This window comes from Bacillus sp. 205(2023), assembly GCF_037027485.1.
Lineage (GTDB): Bacteria > Bacillota > Bacilli > Bacillales > Bacillaceae > Bacillus > Bacillus halotolerans.
The window spans coordinates 246602-264054 of the sequence record NZ_JAXCHF010000001.1 but is presented as its reverse complement, the minus strand read 5'-3'; the positions used below and the strand labels follow the sequence as shown (position 1 = coordinate 264054).

Sequence of the window (17453 nt, the reverse complement as noted above, 5' to 3'; positions counted from 1 at the left end):
TCCCTTCTTACATATACTTCTTCAATTCACCGATGATACTTTGCTCTTCTTGTACATATCCCGATATGTCGTACTGTTCGTTTTCTTCATTAAAATGAAAACGGTCAACCATCGTTTCGGATTTGATTCTGGAGAGAAGCTTGCCCTCACTTGCCGGTACCTGCGCTTCAAAAGGCGTTAACAGTTCTTGGCGCAAATAACGCTGGATGGCTTCCTTAAACTTTTCAGCATCCTCCTCAAATCTTGCACTGACCATGATATGATTCTTTCCAACGGACGGGATAAAGTCAGGCAGCTTTTGATCGCGTTTGTTATAAGCAGTCAGCACCGGGATATCATCTGCTTCAAGCTCTTCCAGCAAGCGAAGCACCGTTTTTTCGTGCCCTGTGTACTCCTCATTTGAGGAATCAATCAGATGCAGAATCACATCCGCTTCTTTTACTTCTTCAAGCGTTGAGCGGAATGCAGCGATCAGTGTCGTCGGAAGATCTTGAATAAATCCGACTGTATCTGACAGGAGCACACTGTAGCCGCTTGGCAGCACCATTTTTCTGGTCATAGGGTCCAGTGTGGCAAAGAGAAGGTCTTCTTCATAGCTGTCAGCGCTTGTAAGGCGGTTAAACCACGTTGATTTCCCCGCGTTCGTATACCCGACAAGAGCGATTTGCAGCACACCGTTTTTCTTTCTTCTTTCACGATAGCGGCTTCTATGGCGAATGACAGCGGATAACTGCGTGTTAATTTCATGAATGCGATTTCTAATATGGCGGCGATCGGTCTCCAGTTTTGTTTCCCCCGGTCCTCTCGCGCCGATCCCTCCGCCTTGCCGGGAAAGGTTGATCCCCTGTCCCGTCAGACGCGGGAGAGCATACTGAAGCTGAGCCAGCTCGATTTGAAGTTTTCCTTCTCTTGTTCTTGCTCTTTTCGCAAAAATATCTAATATCAATTGCGTGCGGTCGATGATTTTTACTTCAATCGCAGTTGCCAAGGACTTCAGCTGGCTTGGTGACAGTTCATCATTAAAAATAAGAAGCTCGGCTTCAAGCTCTTCAACGAGCGTCTTCAGCTCTTCAACCTTCCCTTTTCCTATATATGTAGCTGCGTCAGCCCGGTTTCGTTTTTGCGTGACGCTGGTCAATACCGTTCCATCTGCTGTTTTTGTCAGTGATGCAAGCTCTTCCATGGAATTTTCAAAATGCTCATCTGTGATATGCGGCAGCTGACATCCGACTAAAATGGCCTTTTCCTGTCTTGTTTCTTGTTCGTTCAAATGGATGTTCCTTTCTATTGCATATTGGGCAGTAGTATTATCATACCAAACCCTGCATGTGTATACCACAAATCGATTGCTGTGAAAACAAGAAATACATTAGAAAAAAAAGACCTCTCACAGGAAGAGGTCTATATCGAGCCAGCGGTATCTTCTTTAATTGAAAGATCTTGGCTTTTAATGGTCATTAAATCGCTTTTTAAGTATTGGTCGCCCATTAGAAGTCTCATGGCTTGCGCTCTGATCGATTTTTCTATGACATTTCTGACAAAACGGCCATTGCTGAATTTAATGGGACTTGTTGTGCTTTTGACTGTCATTAAGTAATCCTTTAATTTCCATTCAGCTTCCTGACTGAGCTGGTATTCCCGCTCTGCGATCATCCGTTTCGCAATTTCCATAAGCTGATTGACGGAATAATCCGGGAAATCGATGGAGATGGGAAATCTGGATTGGAGACCGGGATTCAATGATAAAAAATGCTCCATTTCCCGTGAATATCCGGCAAGAATTAAAATGAATTCATGCTGTTTGTCTTCCATATGCTTGACGAGCGTGTCAATCGCTTCTTTCCCGAAGTCCTTTTCGCCGCCCCTTGCAAGGGAATAGGCTTCGTCTATAAACAAAATGCCGCCTAATGACTTTTTGATTAAATCCCTCGTCTTTTGGGCGGTGTGGCCAATGTATTCCCCGACCAGGTCAGCACGTTCCGCTTCGATCAGGTGGCCTTTTGACAGTACGTTCATTTCAAAGAACAGCCGGCCGATAAGCCGTGCAACTGTCGTTTTCCCAGTTCCCGGATTTCCTTTAAACATCATATGCAGCGCTTGCTTTCCCACCTTCAAGCCCTGTTCCGCACGTTTTTGATTGACAAAAATCCAAGCGTATATTTCCTTAATGTTTCGTTTCATTTCCTCCATTCCAACCAGTGTGTTCATCTCTTTTTCTATTTCCTTCAAAATGCCGTGCTTAGCTTCGTTTTTTTGCAAAGCCGCTTGATATTCCGCCTCTGCCTCAGCGTTTGTCAGCACCTGCTTTTGTCCGTTAAGAATAATGTTGATCTGTCCGTTGTTTTTATAAGTCACAGCGCGCTCCAACATTTTCACCTCTCAGTTCTCTCTATATGATATTCAAGCGTATGCCTTATGTGACAAACGCCTATCATGTGTCGAAACAAAATGCTTTTTTTCGGGAACAATGGGGAATCCTGCGCTTTCCCGAGAAATACTTTATTTCTTATTGTATTCACGAACACAGGGTGGACAAACCAAGAGATTTTATTTTCAGCAAATTTGTTAGAACAATCAGCTATGAAAGTGATATTTCTTCGATGTATAAACCTCAATTAGGATATTTTCAATGCGCAGATATGCTTGTGATGAGCTGAGGAATTTGTGAATTATCAGATATACTTCCCTTTCACTTCAGTAGGTTGACATGAAAGTGAATTCAGTCTGCATGAACGGCGTCTACTTCAACAGCTGAGCTTCTCTTACTGTTCGTCAATTGTGACAGCTTTTCTTTCGGTCCGTCGAATTTAATTTCTCCCTCCTCAATCAGGATGATTCGTTTACATAAACGTTCAACGTCATCAATTTGATGGGAGGTGAGAAGAATCCTCATTTTATGCTCAGTATTTACATGATGAAGAAATTGCTGTATTCTTCTTTTCGCAACGATATCTAAACCAATTTTCGGCTATCGAGAAAGAGGATTTTCTGATGATGTATAAAAGCCAGCAACTTTTTGGAAGAAACTCGGGTAAAACACCCGGAAAATCAACTTTCCTGAGAAAAAAGCGGTGACTAAGTCTAGGATGATGTCAAATCCCCATACTCCTTCAAATACAAATGCCAATAATCCGATGAAGAACTGGAGAGCAAAATAATGGCACCGAGGAAAAGAGTGAGTATAAACGTTAACCCATGCGAACCTTGAGTGAGAGATATTTATTGGAAACAAAAAGAATGTCTGAACGCTATTTCCATTGAGTACGTTCTGACTGACCTCCAAAACCACATTCGGTCCGTAAAAAGACTGAAGCAGCATAGAGACCGTTGTTGTATGTCAGCATCATTTACCCCTCCGCTTTCTGCTGAATTTGATTGAATAACCACCTTTATTAAACCGACTAAAAGACAAACTTTTAGTAACCTTCCTGTCGCATCCTGTTGAATTGTGCGCTTTCCCGAGAAATAATTTTTGGGTAACAGGGGTTATTTCCTCATTTTTCTGCCGGATGATAATCGTACAAGCAGAAGCCGTCTTTTTTCATATCCTGTAATGAGGTGATGGAGAATGGTTAAAATTTTTATTGATCCAGGTCATGGCGGGTCCGATCCAGGCGCAACAGGCAATGGTCTCCAAGAAAAAACGTTAACCTTGCAAATCGCTTTAGCTTTACGCACTATATTGACGAATGAGTATGAGGGTGTTACTGTGCTGCTGAGCCGGACAAGCGACCAATATGTCAGCTTAAGCGACCGGACAAATGCTGCAAATAACTCGGGAGCCGATTTCTTTTTATCCATTCACATTAATTCCGGGGGCGGAACAGGTTTCGAAAGCTACATTTATCCGGGAGTCGGAGCACCGACAACGACTTACCAATCGGAGATTCACTCTGAAGTCATACAAGCTGTCGACTTTTCCGATCGCGGTAAAAAAACAGCAAACTTCCACGTATTAAGGGAATCCTCAATGCCTGCCCTGCTTACGGAAAACGGTTTTATTGATACGGTTACAGATGCGAACAAGCTTAAAACGAGCAGTTTTATTCAAAGCTTGGCAAGAGGACATGCAAACGGGTTGGAGCAAGCCTTCAGCCTTCAAAAGACATCCAACTCAGGGTTATATAAGGTTCAAATCGGGGCTTTTAAGGTCAAAGCAAATGCGGACAATCTTGCAAGCACCGCAGAGTCTAAGGGCTTTGACGCCATTGTGCTCTTAAAGGACGGATTATATAAGGTTCAGATCGGCGCTTTTTCTTCCAAAGATAATGCCGATGCCCTTGCTGCCAGAGCTGAGAATACCGGCTTTGACGCTATGGTCTTCCTAGAATCATAATACTGCTGCGGACGAGCATGCCTGATAAAAAAACCCGGTTCCTCTTCATGAGAAACCGGGTTTTTTTATTCAAGAATGTCAACCACGAATTGCGACCATGTTTCCAGACGGTTATAAATGTCTGTTTGTTTTAGTTCAGAAATTTTCATCCATTTACCCGCAATTTGCTCTTTCTCTTTGACTTCCACATGTGAGCCTGGCTTTAATTGAAGCGCAGATAGAATACCGATATGCACTTTGCCGACACTGTTGTCATCATCATTTATCAAACCTAATGTGACAATGGCCTGCTTATCCTCTTCTTCGATTTGCAGTTCTTCATCAAGCTCCCGGTCTGTGTTCAGCTTTAAGACCTCGGCAAAGGAAGCGGCTCCTTCAATATGATTCATATGGCCGCCAAAGCCAAGAGAAAGCTTATTGTGAAGACGTGATTCTCCGCCGCCAGCCAGCCGCTCATAAAGGAAAACTTCATCCTCGCGTTTAATGACGACATAAGGAATCGGCTGCTTATAATGAGGATCTTCTTCTGCGTCTCCCCTTCTCATTTCAGAATAGGTCGCCTCAATTTGAGCCATAATTTCTGCTACTCGGGCATCTTCACTGTTTACGCCTTGAAAAGTCAATTTTTCTTTTTTAAACACTTCATCGCGCGGAGCGACCAAAATGATTTCATCCATTTTTCCCATGATTACTGCGTCCTCCTATTTCAACCTTCAAGCCGAAAAGAGCAGATATTATATCTGCTCTTTTTCATCATCAAAGAAAAAGTCGTCGTCTTTGATCGGCTCAACGGTCGCTTTTTTGTACCCGTTCCCCTTCATGGAGAAGAAGTCATGTGATTTTGTTTTTGTATTTAATCCGTTTAAAACGATCGGATTAATGTCTTCCTCTTCAAAGTACGGATCAAATCCAAGGTTCATCAGCGCTTTATTCGCATTATAGCGGATGAACTTCTTGACATCGTGGGAGAGTCCGACTTGATCGTATAAGTCCTCGGTATACTCAAGCTCATTCTCATAAAGCTCATTCAAAAGGTCAATGGCAAATTCGCGAAGCTCTGCTTTTGTCTCTTCTGTCTGCTTATTGTAGATTTCTTGAGCGAGAAGTCCGACGTAAACACCGTGAATCGCTTCATCACGAAGGATCAGGTTGATAATTTCACCGCTTTGCATCAGTTTTCCTTGTCCGTAGAAATATAACGGATAATAGAAACCGCTATAGAATAGGAAGCTTTCTAAATACACAGATGCAACCATTGCTTTGAACAGTGAAATCTCGTCATCTTTTTTAATCGCTTTGTAGAGTCCGACGATGATTTGCGCTTTTTTCTGCAAAAATTTGTTTTGTTTGACCCATTCGAATACTTCATTAATCGTTTCAGTCGGTGCCAGTGTCATGAAAATATTAGAGTACGACTTTGCGTGAACGGCGTTCTCCATCATCGCCATAAAATTCAGCACGGCTTTCCGCTGGTGGCCGTCTACGTGCTCAGCCACGATCGGCATTCCTGTATTCCCCTGCTCTGTATCAAGAAGAGTCAATCCGGCCAGTACCTTCATATACGTGTCTTGCTCGTTTTTCCCGAGGTACTTCCAAGTGAGGAGATCGCCGTTTAAAGCAATCTCTTCCGGAAGCCAGAACTGTTTCACATTTTGGTTATAGAACATTTGGGTAAAGTCGTCTTCATGCTTTGACCAGTTTGCTGCGTCATAAATTTTCGTCACTATAAACTCTCCTTTAATCAAACAACACAAGAAAGGCAGCTGTCTTGCCCAGTATCTTTCGTTCTTGCATAGTAAATGGTTTTAATTCCTCTGTGATGTGCATACAAATCAATCCGGTTTAAATCACGAGTCGTCATTGTATCTTTTAGGAACAATGTAAAGCTGATTCCCTGATCAACGTGCTGCTGGATTGTCGCGATCATATCTACGACTTTGAACATATCCATATCATAGGCTTCTTTGTAGAAGAACCAGTTATTAGATGCAAGCCCAGGCATTGGGTAGTACGTTTTTGAGTTGCCGTATGTTCTTTCTTCAATACGTTCCATAATCGGCATGACAGATGCCGTGCTTGACTGAACGTATGAAATCGAGCCTGTCGGCGCAATGCATAATCTGTAGCTGTGATACATGCCGTGTTCAGCGACAAATGCTTTTAATTGTTTCCAGTCCTCTGTCGTCGGGATATGCATACCTTCAAACAGATTTGCGATTTTTTCGTATTTCGGCGAGAAATCAGTTGAAACGTATTTATCGAAGTATTCACCAGTTGCATAGGTTGATCCTTCATATTGATCAAACGTCTCGCCCTTCTCTTTTGCGATCTCTGCAGAACGCTGGATAGAGTAGAAGTTCACCATCATAAAGAATGTGTTCGCAAAGTCGCGTGCTTCTGGACTTTCATACGCGATGCCATTTTGCGCAAGGTATCCGTGAAGGTTCATAGCGCCGAGACCGATTGATTTCATCGCTTTGTTTGCCCGTCTTACAGCAGGTGCATTACGGATATCAGTCGTTTCAGATACGTGAGTTAAAGAATCAGTCGCAAGCTTAACAGTCTTTTCGATCGATTTGTGCTCCATCACGTTGAGAATGTTAAGCGATCCCAGGTTGCAGGAAATATCCAAACCGATTTCATCTTCTACATCGTAGTCTGTGTAAGAAGAAACCTGAGATGCCTGCAGCACTTCAGAGCAAAGGTTAGAAAATTTCACCTTTGAAATATGGTTATTCGCATGTACTTTGTTGACATTATCCTGGAACATGATGTATGGATAGCCTGATTCAGAACGAAGCACCGCCAGTTTTTCGAGCAATTTCCGCGGGTTGATTTTCTCTTTTTTCACCCGAGGGTTGTCGACAAACTTATCGTACATTTCATTCATGTCCATTTCGTCCATGTGCTGTCCGTACTCTTTATAGATGGTATGCGGATAGAATACATAAGCCGCTTTGTCCTCACGCGCAAGCTCAACGAACTTGTCCGGAATGACTACACCGATAGAAAGTGTTTTGACGCGCACATCCTCGTCGGCAGAAATCTTTTTCGTATCGAGAAAATCATTGATATCGCGGTGGAAAATGTTTAAATACGCCGCACCAGATCCTTGTCTTTGTCCCATTTGGTCAGCATAACGGAACGCGTTATCAAGAAGCTTCATAACGCCTACAACGCCTTTTGTGGCATTTTCAACATCTTTGATGGCTTCACCTTTCGCGCGAAGCTTGGACAGATTAAGAGAAACCCCGCCGCCCAGTTTAGAAAGCTGCATGGAGATATCGATCGCTCTTGAAATGTCGTTTAAAGAATCATTGACTTCGAGCAAGAAGCAGCTCACCAGTTCTCCGCGGCGTTTTCTGCCAGCGTTCAAGAATGTCGGTGTGCTCGGCTGATATTCCTGATTGATCATCAGGTTGACATATTCTTTTGCTTTCTCAGTGTCGCCATTTGCGAAGAACAGCGCAACAATTGAGATCCGGTCCTCATAACGCTCGAGGATTCTTTTCTTGTCATTCGTTTTCAAAGCATAGTCATTATAGAATTTAAACGCACTCATGAAGGAAGGAAAACGAAACTTCTTTGCGTAAGCTGTCTTAAACACTTCTTTAATGTCTTCAAAAGAATAAAGGCTTAAGAATTCCTCTTCGTAGTATTGGTTTTCAATCAAATAATCCAGCTTCTCTTTTAAATCGTGAAAATAAACCGTGTTTTGATTGATATAATCTACAAAATAGCTATGTACAGCCTCTTTATCCTTATCAAACTGGAATTTTCCATCTTTTTGGATCATGATTTCGTTATTTAACTGGATCCATTTTGGCACTTGATTTTGTGACAACTCTTTCTACCTCCTGAGTAAACAATTCAACGTCTTTAGATGTGCCGCTGAGTTCAAATTTGTGCAAAATCGGCACCTGATATTGTCTTGAAATGGTATCGGCGCTTTTCGCAAAGTTATCGCCCCATACTTTATTGCCGCTCGCAGCGACCCCTAATAAGAGATGGGCGTATTTTTCGAGAAATGATTGTGTTGATGCCGGTACCTGGCCGAAGTTTGTCGTGTAGGTGACCAAAACAAACGGAGTGTCCTGGTGGTCAATTTCGTCCACCTTGCGTATTTGCTGAAAGTCTATTTTATTCACAAAGCGCTGAACATTCCCTGTTTTTGAATCAAATATGATTTGTACCACGTTTTATCACGACCTATCAAAAAATATGAATCTCTCAACTACTAACACTATATATAGTATACTACCCTCTGGCAAAAACACAATATATAGATTCGTTTTAATAAAAAATTCATATTTTCTCTCTGGCACCCTCATCAGGGCCCAAAAAAGAGAGCAGAACGAGAATCATCTCTCATCCTACTCGAAGTGTCGTTTTTAAGCCGATGTATATCATAACATGAAAAAAAACTGCTTAGTAGTCTAGATTTTTTTTTCTTATACTGTCACAGCATTTTTCGCTTTCGACTGTTTCTTCTATTTCTGCGTCAGCGCCGATTTCTTCTAAAACTGCCTTCAATGCGCTTATAATTGAGGCTTCTCTGATTAATTCTTTTCCATTAACAATAATACTCGTTCCATATTCATAGCAGGAATCGTCTTCACAGATTTCTTCCCAGTGATTGACAATAATCTTATGCTTCATCATTTCACCCTCTGTATGTTCTGTGTCAGTATTCAGTTTAGCGGCCTGCGTCTGCTTTGTAAAATTCCATGCTTGTGAATTTTATTCAAGCTCATCAGACGGAAACTCTTTTTTAAGCTTTACCTTGTTATCAGCCTCATTATACTCATAAATTTCTATATTGCCGTCATTTACGATTCCAAAATGATTATTTTCGAGCGGAAATGAACTTGGCTGGGGCGTTTCATAAGAATCTCCGCTATCTGTTTCAATTACTGTTTCATCCCTCCCGCACGCACCAAACAATAAGAACACAGCAATCCAGACAAGTGCAATTCTGATTCGTCTCAACTCCGCTTCGGATTCAGAAAACATTCGTTCACTCCTCTTGCGTTCAAATTTTTTACATTATATACACTTTCCCCCTTCTTATGTTCTCATTATAAAAAAGACCACGCAAGTTAAAAAACCAGAGAGACTGCTGTGTTAGCCTTTCAGCCCCTCCCTTTCTTCCTTCTGTACATAAATGGATACTGAACCTCCGTTTACATGAAATTCTCCCCATCCATCAGAATGAATCGTAACAGGATCGGAGCGGTTCCCAGTAATGTCATACCATGTCTCGCCGGCATTTTGTTTTCCGACGTACATCCTCTTTGACCCGCCAGGACCGTCTGTGATTAATGCAGCCAATCCTGATTGGGCGGCCGATTGATCACCTTCCCTCGTCCAGCCAATCACATCCTCATGGTCAAAATAATCATGCTGGGTCCCGTATGCATAATGTTTACGCGCTTTTAAAATGGGTTCTATTTTATTTTTGAGCGACGGAATTTCCCTTGACGATGAACCCTTTGTTCCATACATATCTCCATAGAAAACCTGCGGGTAACCAGCCTCTCTTGTTAAAATGAAGGCATAAGCGAGGGGCTTAAACCATGTTTGTACAGTCGACTCCAATGATTGCCCCGGCTGTGTATCATGATTTTCCACAAATGTTACCGCTTGCATCGGATGCTTCGATACGACAGTGCCATCCAGCAAATGTCTCATATCATAGCCGCCCCCCTGTGAGGATGCAGCCTGCAAATGATAGTGAAGCGGGACATCAAAAACAGATTGCTTAAAATCAGTTTTATTCAAATAGTTTTCGAGCTCGTTCAGGTTATTTTGCCAATACTCTGCAACTGTAAACATTTCCTTTCCTGTTGATTGTCTGACTGCCTTTACCCAATCACTCAGAAAAGAAAATTTAATATGTTTAACAGCGTCGAGCCGAAAACCGTCGAGTTGAAGCTCGTTTGCATACCAGGTACCCCATCTTTTCGTTTCTGCGACAACATCCGGATGATCATAGTCAACGTCTGCATACATCAAATAATCGTAGTTGCCGTTTTCCCTTGATACTTCCCAATCCCATGCCTTTCCATCCCCTCGAAACTTATAGATGCGGTTCAGCTTTCGGGATTCGTCCCAATCCGCTCCGTCGAAATGGTACCAATGCCACTTAAAATCGCTGTACGTGCTTCCGCGGCCCGGGTAATGAAAGCCTGTCCATGCTTTTATTTGATACTCTCCTGATGTTTCCTGATTTCTATCGTTTGGATTCACTTCGACCGCGGTTACATCTTCCGTTGCATCCGCGCCTGCCTTATGATTCAAAACAACATCACCGTATACTTGGATGTTTTGCGAATGCAGGGAGCTGATCGCTGACTGGAGCTCCGGTTTTGTGCCGTATTTTGTTCGCATCGTCCCTTTTTGCTGAAATTCTCCTAAATCGTACAAATCATATGGGCCATATCCATTGTCAGATTGACTCGTTCCTTTGTATGCAGGCGGAATCCATACAGCAGTGATTCCAATTTCAGATAAATGCCCCGCATCTTCTTGCAAACGTTTCCAATGTTGTCCGTCATTAGGCAGGTACCATTCAAAGTACTGCATCAGCGTGCCATTTACGCTTGCAGCCCAAGTTTTAGATACCGGCAGCGTGACAAACAGCAATGTTAAGAAAAACACCAGACCGCATGATATGGCACGTTTTCGTTTGTGAATCATTTTCCTCTCCCCTTTCCAGTGATTACAAATCATTGTACAACAATAGGGTTTTTACACAAATAACCAATTTCCTGTATTTTTTGTAATCTCTATAGGAATTTCTGTGACACAAAAAACCTCGGGCTTTCAGCCCGAGGTTTTTCTATTTCGTTTTATCTTTATGGTCTATTCTAATTCAAGCTGGACGTTTTTTTGCGGTGCAAAAGTTGAGATCGCATGTTTATATATAAGCTGCTGCTTACCTTCCGATTCTAGCAATACGGTAAAGTTATCAAAGCCTTTCACCTGGCCGCGCAATTGAAAGCCGTTCAGTAAAAAAACAGTGACATACGTATTTTCTTTGCGGATTTGATTCAAAAACTGATCCTGAATATTAATCGGTTTCATGTTTCGTCCTCCTTGATTCTCTATATCATACAGTTTCGATTAAAGTTGCAGTTTTCCTGCTATATGTGTGAAAATTTCCTTTTTTTTCAGCTCCATATCAACAGGCGGGGTCATATCGAACCAGTCAACCGGCATTTTGTTGCGAAACCACGTCAGCTGGCGTTTTGCATACCGTCTGGAGTTTTGTTTTAATTGCTCGACAGCCTCAGAAAGTGTCACAAATCCGTCAAAATATGCGTACAGCTCCTTGTAGCCGATCGCCTGTATCGATTGACAGTCTCTCAATTTTCGGTCGTAGAGCTGTTTCACTTCCGGAAGAAGTCCGGCTTCCATCATCAGATCGACTCGCTGATTAATCCTGTCGTAAAGCGTGTCTCTGTCCATTGTAAGCCCGATTAATACAGCATTGTACAGCAGCTCCCGCTTTTGCTCTTTTAAATGCTGCGACATCGTTTTACCAGATGTATGTAAAATCTCCAGTGCGCGAATCACTCTTCTTGTATTATTCGGATGAATCGCTTTTGCTGCCTCCGGATCAGCCGCAGCCAGCTTAGCATGAAGGAATTCAGCCCCCTCCTGCGCCGCAGCCTTCTGCATTTCTTCCCGAAACGCCGGATCGTTCGCCTCTTCCGTAAAGGTATAATCGTAAAGGACGGATTGAATGTAAAGCCCCGTACCGCCTACAATCATCGGAAGCTTTCCTTTTTTTGCGATCTCGCTGATTTTATTTCTGACCAAGCCTTGATAATCCGCGGTGGAAAAAGAATCTGCCGGGTCTAGAATGTCAATCAGATGATGCGGCACACCTTCTGTCTCCTGTTCAGAGATTTTAGCTGTCCCGATGTCCATTCCTTTATAAACCTGCATGGAATCTCCGCTGATAATTTCCGCGTTCAAAGCCTTAGCAAGCTGAATGCTTAAATTGGTTTTCCCCACTGCCGTTGGTCCGACTAATATAACAACGGGCTGTTTGTTATTTTTCACTATGTATCACTCTCTTTTACAAATCTCCCCCCATTATAGCATTCATCATATATAACCACCTATCCATTTTGCCCTTTTTTTGCAGCAGTAAACATCTCTTCTACCAGCCAAGAGGCTCATTTCCGACGATTTCCCGTGTCTTGCCTTTCAAATGATGGCGATGCGTTTTTCTGCTGTGATTTCGGGGATCGTACACAACGCCTCCGTAACGGATCTGAATCGGCTCGTTATAAGCGAGATAAGTGTTTTCTTCAATTTCGTGATAATGTGTGCCGTCAGCCCGGGGAATGGCAGGGCCCGAGATCCCGTAATAGCGGTGGAAATGGCCATTTTCAAACGAAGTAATCCCAGTGAAGTAGTGTGTATGGCGATCCGTATTCGTTCCGTTTGCCGGCTGAGTAAAACCTTCAATGATATGATAATGCCCCTGTTCACTGGTTGTTTTAGCACGATAAGCATGTACGTGAGGCGGCGCCATGGCCCAGTCAGACTGATACAGGCCCAATCAATTCACTCTCCTTCTTTTTCAGCTGAACGCCCAATCAAATTTGGGTAGGCTGAATACACTGCATCATCTACATTTTATTATTGGAGGAAAGAAAAAATGAACGAAGTAGAATATTTCATTGACGAAAATGATGCAAGAATCTTTGGCAGACCAGGGTTCGGCTACGGGTTTGGACGGCCAGGTTTTGGATTTGGAAGACCTGGGTTTGGCTATGGCTTTGGACGGCCGTTTGGATTTTACGGAGGACCTTTTTTTGGCGGGCTGGTAGGCGGACTGGTAGGAAGTGCTTTATTTAACCCTTATTTTTATGGCGGATATCCTTATCCCCCATACCCATATTACTACTAAACCCGGCAGACCCCTTATAAAAGGGGTCTTTTTTATCCCCCGAATCTGAGTTAAAATGAATCTCTTGACTCATACATAGGTTTGCACTAATATTTTTCTAGCTGATGATCTTTTCATTAACTTACATTTATCATATTTTGAGTGAGGAGGATTACGATGTTGATCGGTTACTTATTCCTCACAATTGCCATATGCTCAGAATCAATCGGAGCGGCCATGCTGAAAGTGTCTGACGGCTTCAAAAAGTGGAAGCCGAGTGCATTGGTCGTGATTGGTTATTCCCTTGCCTTTTATATGCTGTCGCTTACCTTAAACCGCATCCCTCTAAGCCTTTCATATGCGACATGGAGCGGCGTGGGTACGGTGCTGACGGCCGTTATCGGGGCGAAATTTTTCAAGGAAAAACTGAATGTAAAAGGACTTATTGGGATTGGTCTATTAATTTCAGGTGTCGTGCTGCTTAATTGGCAGTAAGGGAGTGTTGTATATGAGAGGATTTCTTTATTTGGCTCTTGCCATATTATCTGAGGTATTTGGGAGCACAATGCTCAAACTCTCCGAAGGCTTTACGCAATTCTGGCCTATTATCGGAGTGGCTGCCGGATTTCTGTCCGCCTTCACGTTTTTAAGCTTTTCTTTAAGAACCATAGACTTATCAAGCGCTTACGCCACTTGGTCCGGTATCGGGACGGCGCTTACAGCGGTAGTCGGTTTTTTGCTTTTTGGCGAAACCATCAGCTTGAAGGGTATATTTGGGCTGACACTCGTTATTGCAGGCGTTGTGCTGTTAAATCAGTCAAAAGCCCCTAATAAAGAAAAAAAGCAGACGGCCTGTCAGTGACCGTCTGCTTTTTTATGATTGCTCCGATATTTTTACAGAAGCCTCCAGCTGCAGTTCGACGTTTCCTTGAATGGCTCGTGAGATCATGCAGGAAGACTCCGCTTTTTCACAAAGCTTGTGGGCTAACGCAACGTCTTCTTCTGAGGCATCGTGTCTGAGGACTACTGCGGGGCGGTGAATGATTTTTTTGTATGTAAAGATCCCTCTTGTCACATCGACTATGCCTTCTGATTCCATCTGCAGATCTTCTTTTTCCAGTCCGCTTCTTTCCATCATAGCAGCAAGCGTAATAATATAACAGGTTGCCGCTGCCCCGAGAAGCATTTCATCCGGGTTGGTCCCCTCCCCCGGTCCGTCCATTTCTTTAGGAATAGAAATAGACGTGATGAGATTGCCGCTTTCGATTGTGCCGACATCATTGCGTTTTCCCGGCCAATTCGCTTTTAAATAAAAATGATGATCTGCCATTTGATTGCCTCCTTCAATGGATTCCATTTCAGTCTACTGATCTTCCTTGATTTTGTCCTCTGATTTGCTTATTAGGAATATTCTTTTTCAAGTACATGTTTTATCGCCCGGACATAAGAGTAGAATTCACTGGTTTTCGTGTATTTCCTATCTTTATAGTAAAAATCATCAAAAAAGGCTTCTCTCTGTTCACGGCTGATTTCCAGCTGGATACTCAGCCCGGTTTCCCCCTGGTTATTAATGTTATCTGCACTTAATCCTGCAAGGCCGCTTTGAGAGGACGCTAATTCAGCGGAAAACCCTCTTTTTTCAAGAGCTCTGACAATCATTTTCGCCCGCTTACGGTCTGTTCCTCCGACAAGTGTATTTTTCTTTTCTCCTTTATATCCGTGAAAAGCGACAACGTACTGGTGCTCCTTGATCTTCTCTTCAGCCAATGGCTCATCAAAGTTGGTGCTTGTAATGTGCAGCGTTTGATTATCATGTGACTTTAAGCCCTCAAACAGGTAAGTCGAGTAGTCATCGTTGAAATAACGCACAAGCTCACTTACTCCGCCTTCAATTCTTCCGCCGTGCGGAGACATGATTAAAACTTTGCTCCCTTTTTTCTCTTGATAAGAAATATCATAATCAGCAGGGTCCTCATTCTCTGCCAGACTGCTGAAATTTGAATATGTATCCGGCTGGTTAGATGGTTCAGGTTCTAATGAGTAATGAACATATCTTATGAATAAGACTATGGCTAAGACTAATATGACATTTAGTAAAAATCTTCTCATGTTAAACTCCTTTCACAAGAATGGCAAGGTTCATTATATGAGGTATAGTCAATAGGTTTTATCTTACCATTGTATACACCATATCATCAGTGAAAAAGTTCCCGGTTTCAAAAAATCAATTGAATGTCACATTTATCAGCGGTTATATTCAAATATCAGTGAAAAAAGATTGAGAGGAAAAACGAAAAAGGTAGGAATAACCTCACTTGGTAATTAAATGTATAGAGGAATAAGGAAGGTTTTACTAAAAACCAGGCTGTCCGGGATGCTGAAGCGGACGGCCTGTTATAGTCCTGCGAACCGGGGTTCTTGCTTCCTTGTTCGCACAAAGTCACAGGAGAGGATAGAGTCTAATAAAAACGTTCTGATCTGATGGTTCGTAAAACAAAAAGCTTTAATTTGTGTTTTGCTTTTCTGCCTGACGATAATCGTTCTTTTTGTTATGGTGCCGTCTTTCTTCATATATATAATGCTGATTGGTATCTGATCTTCCAAAGACCGGCGTAAGAAGATATTCATACGATTATCGCTCCCTCCTGTTTGATATATATAAATGATAATACGAACAAACGTTCTTTTTCAATGCCCAATGATTAACAGTACACATGATTCTTTCGTATCAGATTCAAAAGATTCATAAAAACAAACTCTTGTCCGCCTCCTCTAAAGGACAAACAAACTTACCAAACATATGAGCCACTCATAGAGTATACAGAGAACTTCATAATAGGAGGAAAATCGATGTTTGGCTACTCTATGGTACAAATGGTGAGAGCAAACGCTCATAAGCTTGATTGGCCATTGCGTGAAAGCGTCTTGCAGCTCTACAAGCCCTTCAAGTGGACTCCTTGCTTTTTACATCAGTTTTTTGAAACAAAATTAAAAAACAGAAAAAAAATGTCGGTCATCATTGAATTCGAGGAAGGCTGCCATGAGGCAGGCTTTCAGATGGCGGGACAGGTTTTACAAAAAGAAAAACGCAGCAAGCTAAAAAACCGTTTTAACAAAATCAATTGCTGCAGCGCAGAGGTTACCCCTTCAGCATTGCATTCTCTTCTTTCTGAATGCAGCGATATTCGCAAAGTGTATTTAAACCGCGAAGTCAAAGCGCTTCTTGACACAGCAGCCGAAGCAAGCCATGCAAAGGAAGTCGTCAGAAGCGGGCAAACCTTAACCGGTAAAGGCGTTACAGTCGCAGTAGTCGATACAGGAATCTACCCGCACCCTGACTTAGAGGGAAGAATTATTGGATTTGCCGATATGGTAAACCAAAAAACAGAGCCGTATGATGATAATGGACATGGCACACACTGCGCAGGTGATGTCGCAAGCAGCGGCGCGTCATCTTCCGGCCAATACCGCGGACCTGCACCGGAAGCCAATTTAATCGGAGTAAAAGTGCTGAACAAACAAGGTTCAGGCACGTTAGCGGACATTATTGAAGGCGTCGAATGGTGTATTCAATATAATGAGGACAATCCGGATGAACCAATTGATATTATCAGCATGTCCCTTGGCGGCGATGCGCTGCGTTATGACAATGAACTGGAAGATCCATTAGTCAAAGCAGTTGAAGAAGCTTGGAATGCCGGGATTGTCGTCTGTGTTGCTGCTGGAAATTCAGGCCCTGATCCGCAGACAATTTCAAGCCCTGGTGTAAGCGAAAAAGTCATTACTGTCGGCGCGTTTGACGATAACAATACAGTAAGCAGCGAAGATGATACAGTTGCTTCTTTCTCAAGCCGCGGACCGACTGTATACGGGAAAGAAAAGCCCGATGTTTTAGCACCGGGCGTAAACATCATTTCCCTTCGCTCACCGAATTCATATATCGATAAGCTGCAAAAATCAAGCCGTGTAGGGTCTCAGTATTTTACAATGTCGGGGACATCAATGGCAACGCCGATCTGTGCGGGAATCGCCGCCTTAATACTCCAGCAGAATCCGGATCTTACGCCAGACGAAGTGAAAGAGCTGCTTAAAAATGGGGCTGATAAATGGACAGGCGAAGACCCGAATATTTACGGTGCCGGAGCGATCAATGCTGAGAAAGCTATTCCTGGTGAATAAGATTTCATGAATTTCGTGAACACTGCTGGTTCG

21 protein-coding genes are annotated in these 17453 nt (G+C 42.8%); 5 read left to right on the top strand and 16 right to left on the bottom strand.

Translation table 11 applies throughout. The features are described 5' to 3' along the window. Positions 1-7: 7 nt before the first annotated feature. The 3 genes from hflX to WA325_RS01015 form a co-directional block, all read right to left on the bottom strand. Complete coding sequence (hflX, locus tag WA325_RS01025) at positions 8-1270, bottom strand: GTPase HflX (RefSeq protein ID WP_336183076.1); 1263 nt, start codon at positions 1268-1270, stop codon at positions 8-10. Between the two features lie 131 nt (positions 1271-1401). Beyond that, on the bottom strand, positions 1402-2370 hold the full coding sequence (spoVK, locus tag WA325_RS01020) for a stage V sporulation protein K (protein ID WP_049809927.1): 969 nt from the start codon (positions 2368-2370) through the stop codon (positions 1402-1404). Positions 2371-2719: 349 nt separating this feature from the next. Then, positions 2720-2893, bottom strand: coding sequence for a hypothetical protein (locus WA325_RS01015; protein WP_336183075.1), 174 nt, complete (start codon positions 2891-2893; stop codon positions 2720-2722). Between the two features lie 675 nt (positions 2894-3568). Here WA325_RS01015 and WA325_RS01010 point away from each other — a divergent pair. Then, positions 3569-4336, top strand: a complete 768-nt coding sequence (locus WA325_RS01010) for an N-acetylmuramoyl-L-alanine amidase (RefSeq protein ID WP_336183074.1) — start codon at positions 3569-3571, stop codon at positions 4334-4336. Between the two features lie 65 nt (positions 4337-4401). Here WA325_RS01010 and WA325_RS01005 read toward each other — a convergent pair whose 3' ends face one another. From WA325_RS01005 to WA325_RS00960, 10 genes are all read right to left on the bottom strand, one after another. Next, the gene (locus WA325_RS01005) at positions 4402-5022 is read right to left on the bottom strand and encodes a hypothetical protein (protein WP_044155790.1); all 621 of its coding nucleotides are present in this window, start codon (positions 5020-5022) and stop codon (positions 4402-4404) included. Positions 5023-5070: 48 nt separating this feature from the next. After that, the gene (gene nrdF / locus WA325_RS01000) at positions 5071-6060 is read right to left on the bottom strand and encodes a class 1b ribonucleoside-diphosphate reductase subunit beta (protein WP_044155791.1); all 990 of its coding nucleotides are present in this window, start codon (positions 6058-6060) and stop codon (positions 5071-5073) included. A 17-nt stretch (positions 6061-6077) separates the two neighbouring features. Beyond that, positions 6078-8180, bottom strand: a complete 2103-nt coding sequence (gene nrdE / locus WA325_RS00995) for a class 1b ribonucleoside-diphosphate reductase subunit alpha (protein WP_024121499.1) — start codon at positions 8178-8180, stop codon at positions 6078-6080. Beyond that, positions 8140-8532 (bottom strand): class Ib ribonucleoside-diphosphate reductase assembly flavoprotein NrdI, encoded by a 393-nt coding sequence (gene nrdI / locus WA325_RS00990; protein WP_044155794.1) that lies wholly within the window; start codon positions 8530-8532, stop codon positions 8140-8142. The genes nrdE and nrdI overlap by 41 nt, the downstream gene beginning before the upstream one ends. A gap of 232 nt (positions 8533-8764) precedes the next feature. After that, positions 8765-8995: a hypothetical protein gene (locus tag WA325_RS00985; protein WP_024121497.1), complete on the bottom strand. Its 231-nt coding sequence runs from the start codon at positions 8993-8995 to the stop codon at positions 8765-8767. 81 nt (positions 8996-9076) lie between these two features. Beyond that, positions 9077-9349 carry a YmzC family protein gene (locus WA325_RS00980; protein ID WP_105954286.1) on the bottom strand — a complete coding sequence of 91 codons (273 nt, stop codon included), beginning with the start codon at positions 9347-9349 and terminating at the stop codon, positions 9077-9079. Positions 9350-9460: 111 nt separating this feature from the next. Then, positions 9461-11035, bottom strand: coding sequence for an alpha-amylase (gene amyS, locus WA325_RS00975; RefSeq protein ID WP_248336688.1), 1575 nt, complete (start codon positions 11033-11035; stop codon positions 9461-9463). Between the two features lie 165 nt (positions 11036-11200). Next, a complete protein-coding gene (hfq, locus tag WA325_RS00970; RefSeq protein WP_003221097.1) occupies positions 11201-11422 on the bottom strand; it encodes an RNA chaperone Hfq in 222 nt (73 codons plus the stop codon). A 39-nt stretch (positions 11423-11461) separates the two neighbouring features. Continuing rightward, the gene (miaA, locus tag WA325_RS00965; RefSeq protein WP_024121494.1) at positions 11462-12406 is read right to left on the bottom strand and encodes a tRNA (adenosine(37)-N6)-dimethylallyltransferase MiaA; all 945 of its coding nucleotides are present in this window, start codon (positions 12404-12406) and stop codon (positions 11462-11464) included. A 100-nt stretch (positions 12407-12506) separates the two neighbouring features. Further along, positions 12507-12884 (bottom strand): YmaF family protein, encoded by a 378-nt coding sequence (locus WA325_RS00960; protein ID WP_242521240.1) that lies wholly within the window; start codon positions 12882-12884, stop codon positions 12507-12509. Between the two features lie 126 nt (positions 12885-13010). Here WA325_RS00960 and WA325_RS00955 point away from each other — a divergent pair, with 126 nt between their 5' ends. From WA325_RS00955 to erbB, 3 genes are all read left to right on the top strand, one after another. Further along, positions 13011-13262: a hypothetical protein gene (locus WA325_RS00955; protein WP_024121492.1), complete on the top strand. Its 252-nt coding sequence runs from the start codon at positions 13011-13013 to the stop codon at positions 13260-13262. A 156-nt stretch (positions 13263-13418) separates the two neighbouring features. Then, entirely contained in the window at positions 13419-13736 is a 318-nt protein-coding gene (gene ebrA / locus WA325_RS00950) for a multidrug efflux SMR transporter subunit EbrA (protein WP_044155800.1), read from the top strand. 13 nt (positions 13737-13749) lie between these two features. Continuing rightward, complete coding sequence (erbB, locus tag WA325_RS00945; protein ID WP_024121490.1) at positions 13750-14103, top strand: SMR family multidrug efflux transporter EbrB; 354 nt, start codon at positions 13750-13752, stop codon at positions 14101-14103. A gap of 12 nt (positions 14104-14115) precedes the next feature. On the opposite strand, the gene WA325_RS00940 is transcribed toward erbB, so the two are convergent. The 3 genes from WA325_RS00940 to WA325_RS00930 form a co-directional block, all read right to left on the bottom strand. Further along, on the bottom strand, positions 14116-14571 hold the full coding sequence (locus WA325_RS00940; RefSeq protein ID WP_101863296.1) for an OsmC family protein: 456 nt from the start codon (positions 14569-14571) through the stop codon (positions 14116-14118). 71 nt (positions 14572-14642) lie between these two features. After that, a complete protein-coding gene (locus WA325_RS00935; protein ID WP_024121488.1) occupies positions 14643-15350 on the bottom strand; it encodes a poly-gamma-glutamate hydrolase family protein in 708 nt (235 codons plus the stop codon). Between the two features lie 285 nt (positions 15351-15635). Then, positions 15636-15869: a hypothetical protein gene (locus WA325_RS00930; RefSeq protein ID WP_024121487.1), complete on the bottom strand. Its 234-nt coding sequence runs from the start codon at positions 15867-15869 to the stop codon at positions 15636-15638. Positions 15870-16091: 222 nt separating this feature from the next. Here WA325_RS00930 and WA325_RS00925 point away from each other — a divergent pair, with 222 nt between their 5' ends. Further along, entirely contained in the window at positions 16092-17420 is a 1329-nt protein-coding gene (locus WA325_RS00925; RefSeq protein ID WP_105954280.1) for a S8 family peptidase, read from the top strand. The last annotated feature ends 33 nt before the right edge of the window (positions 17421-17453 follow it).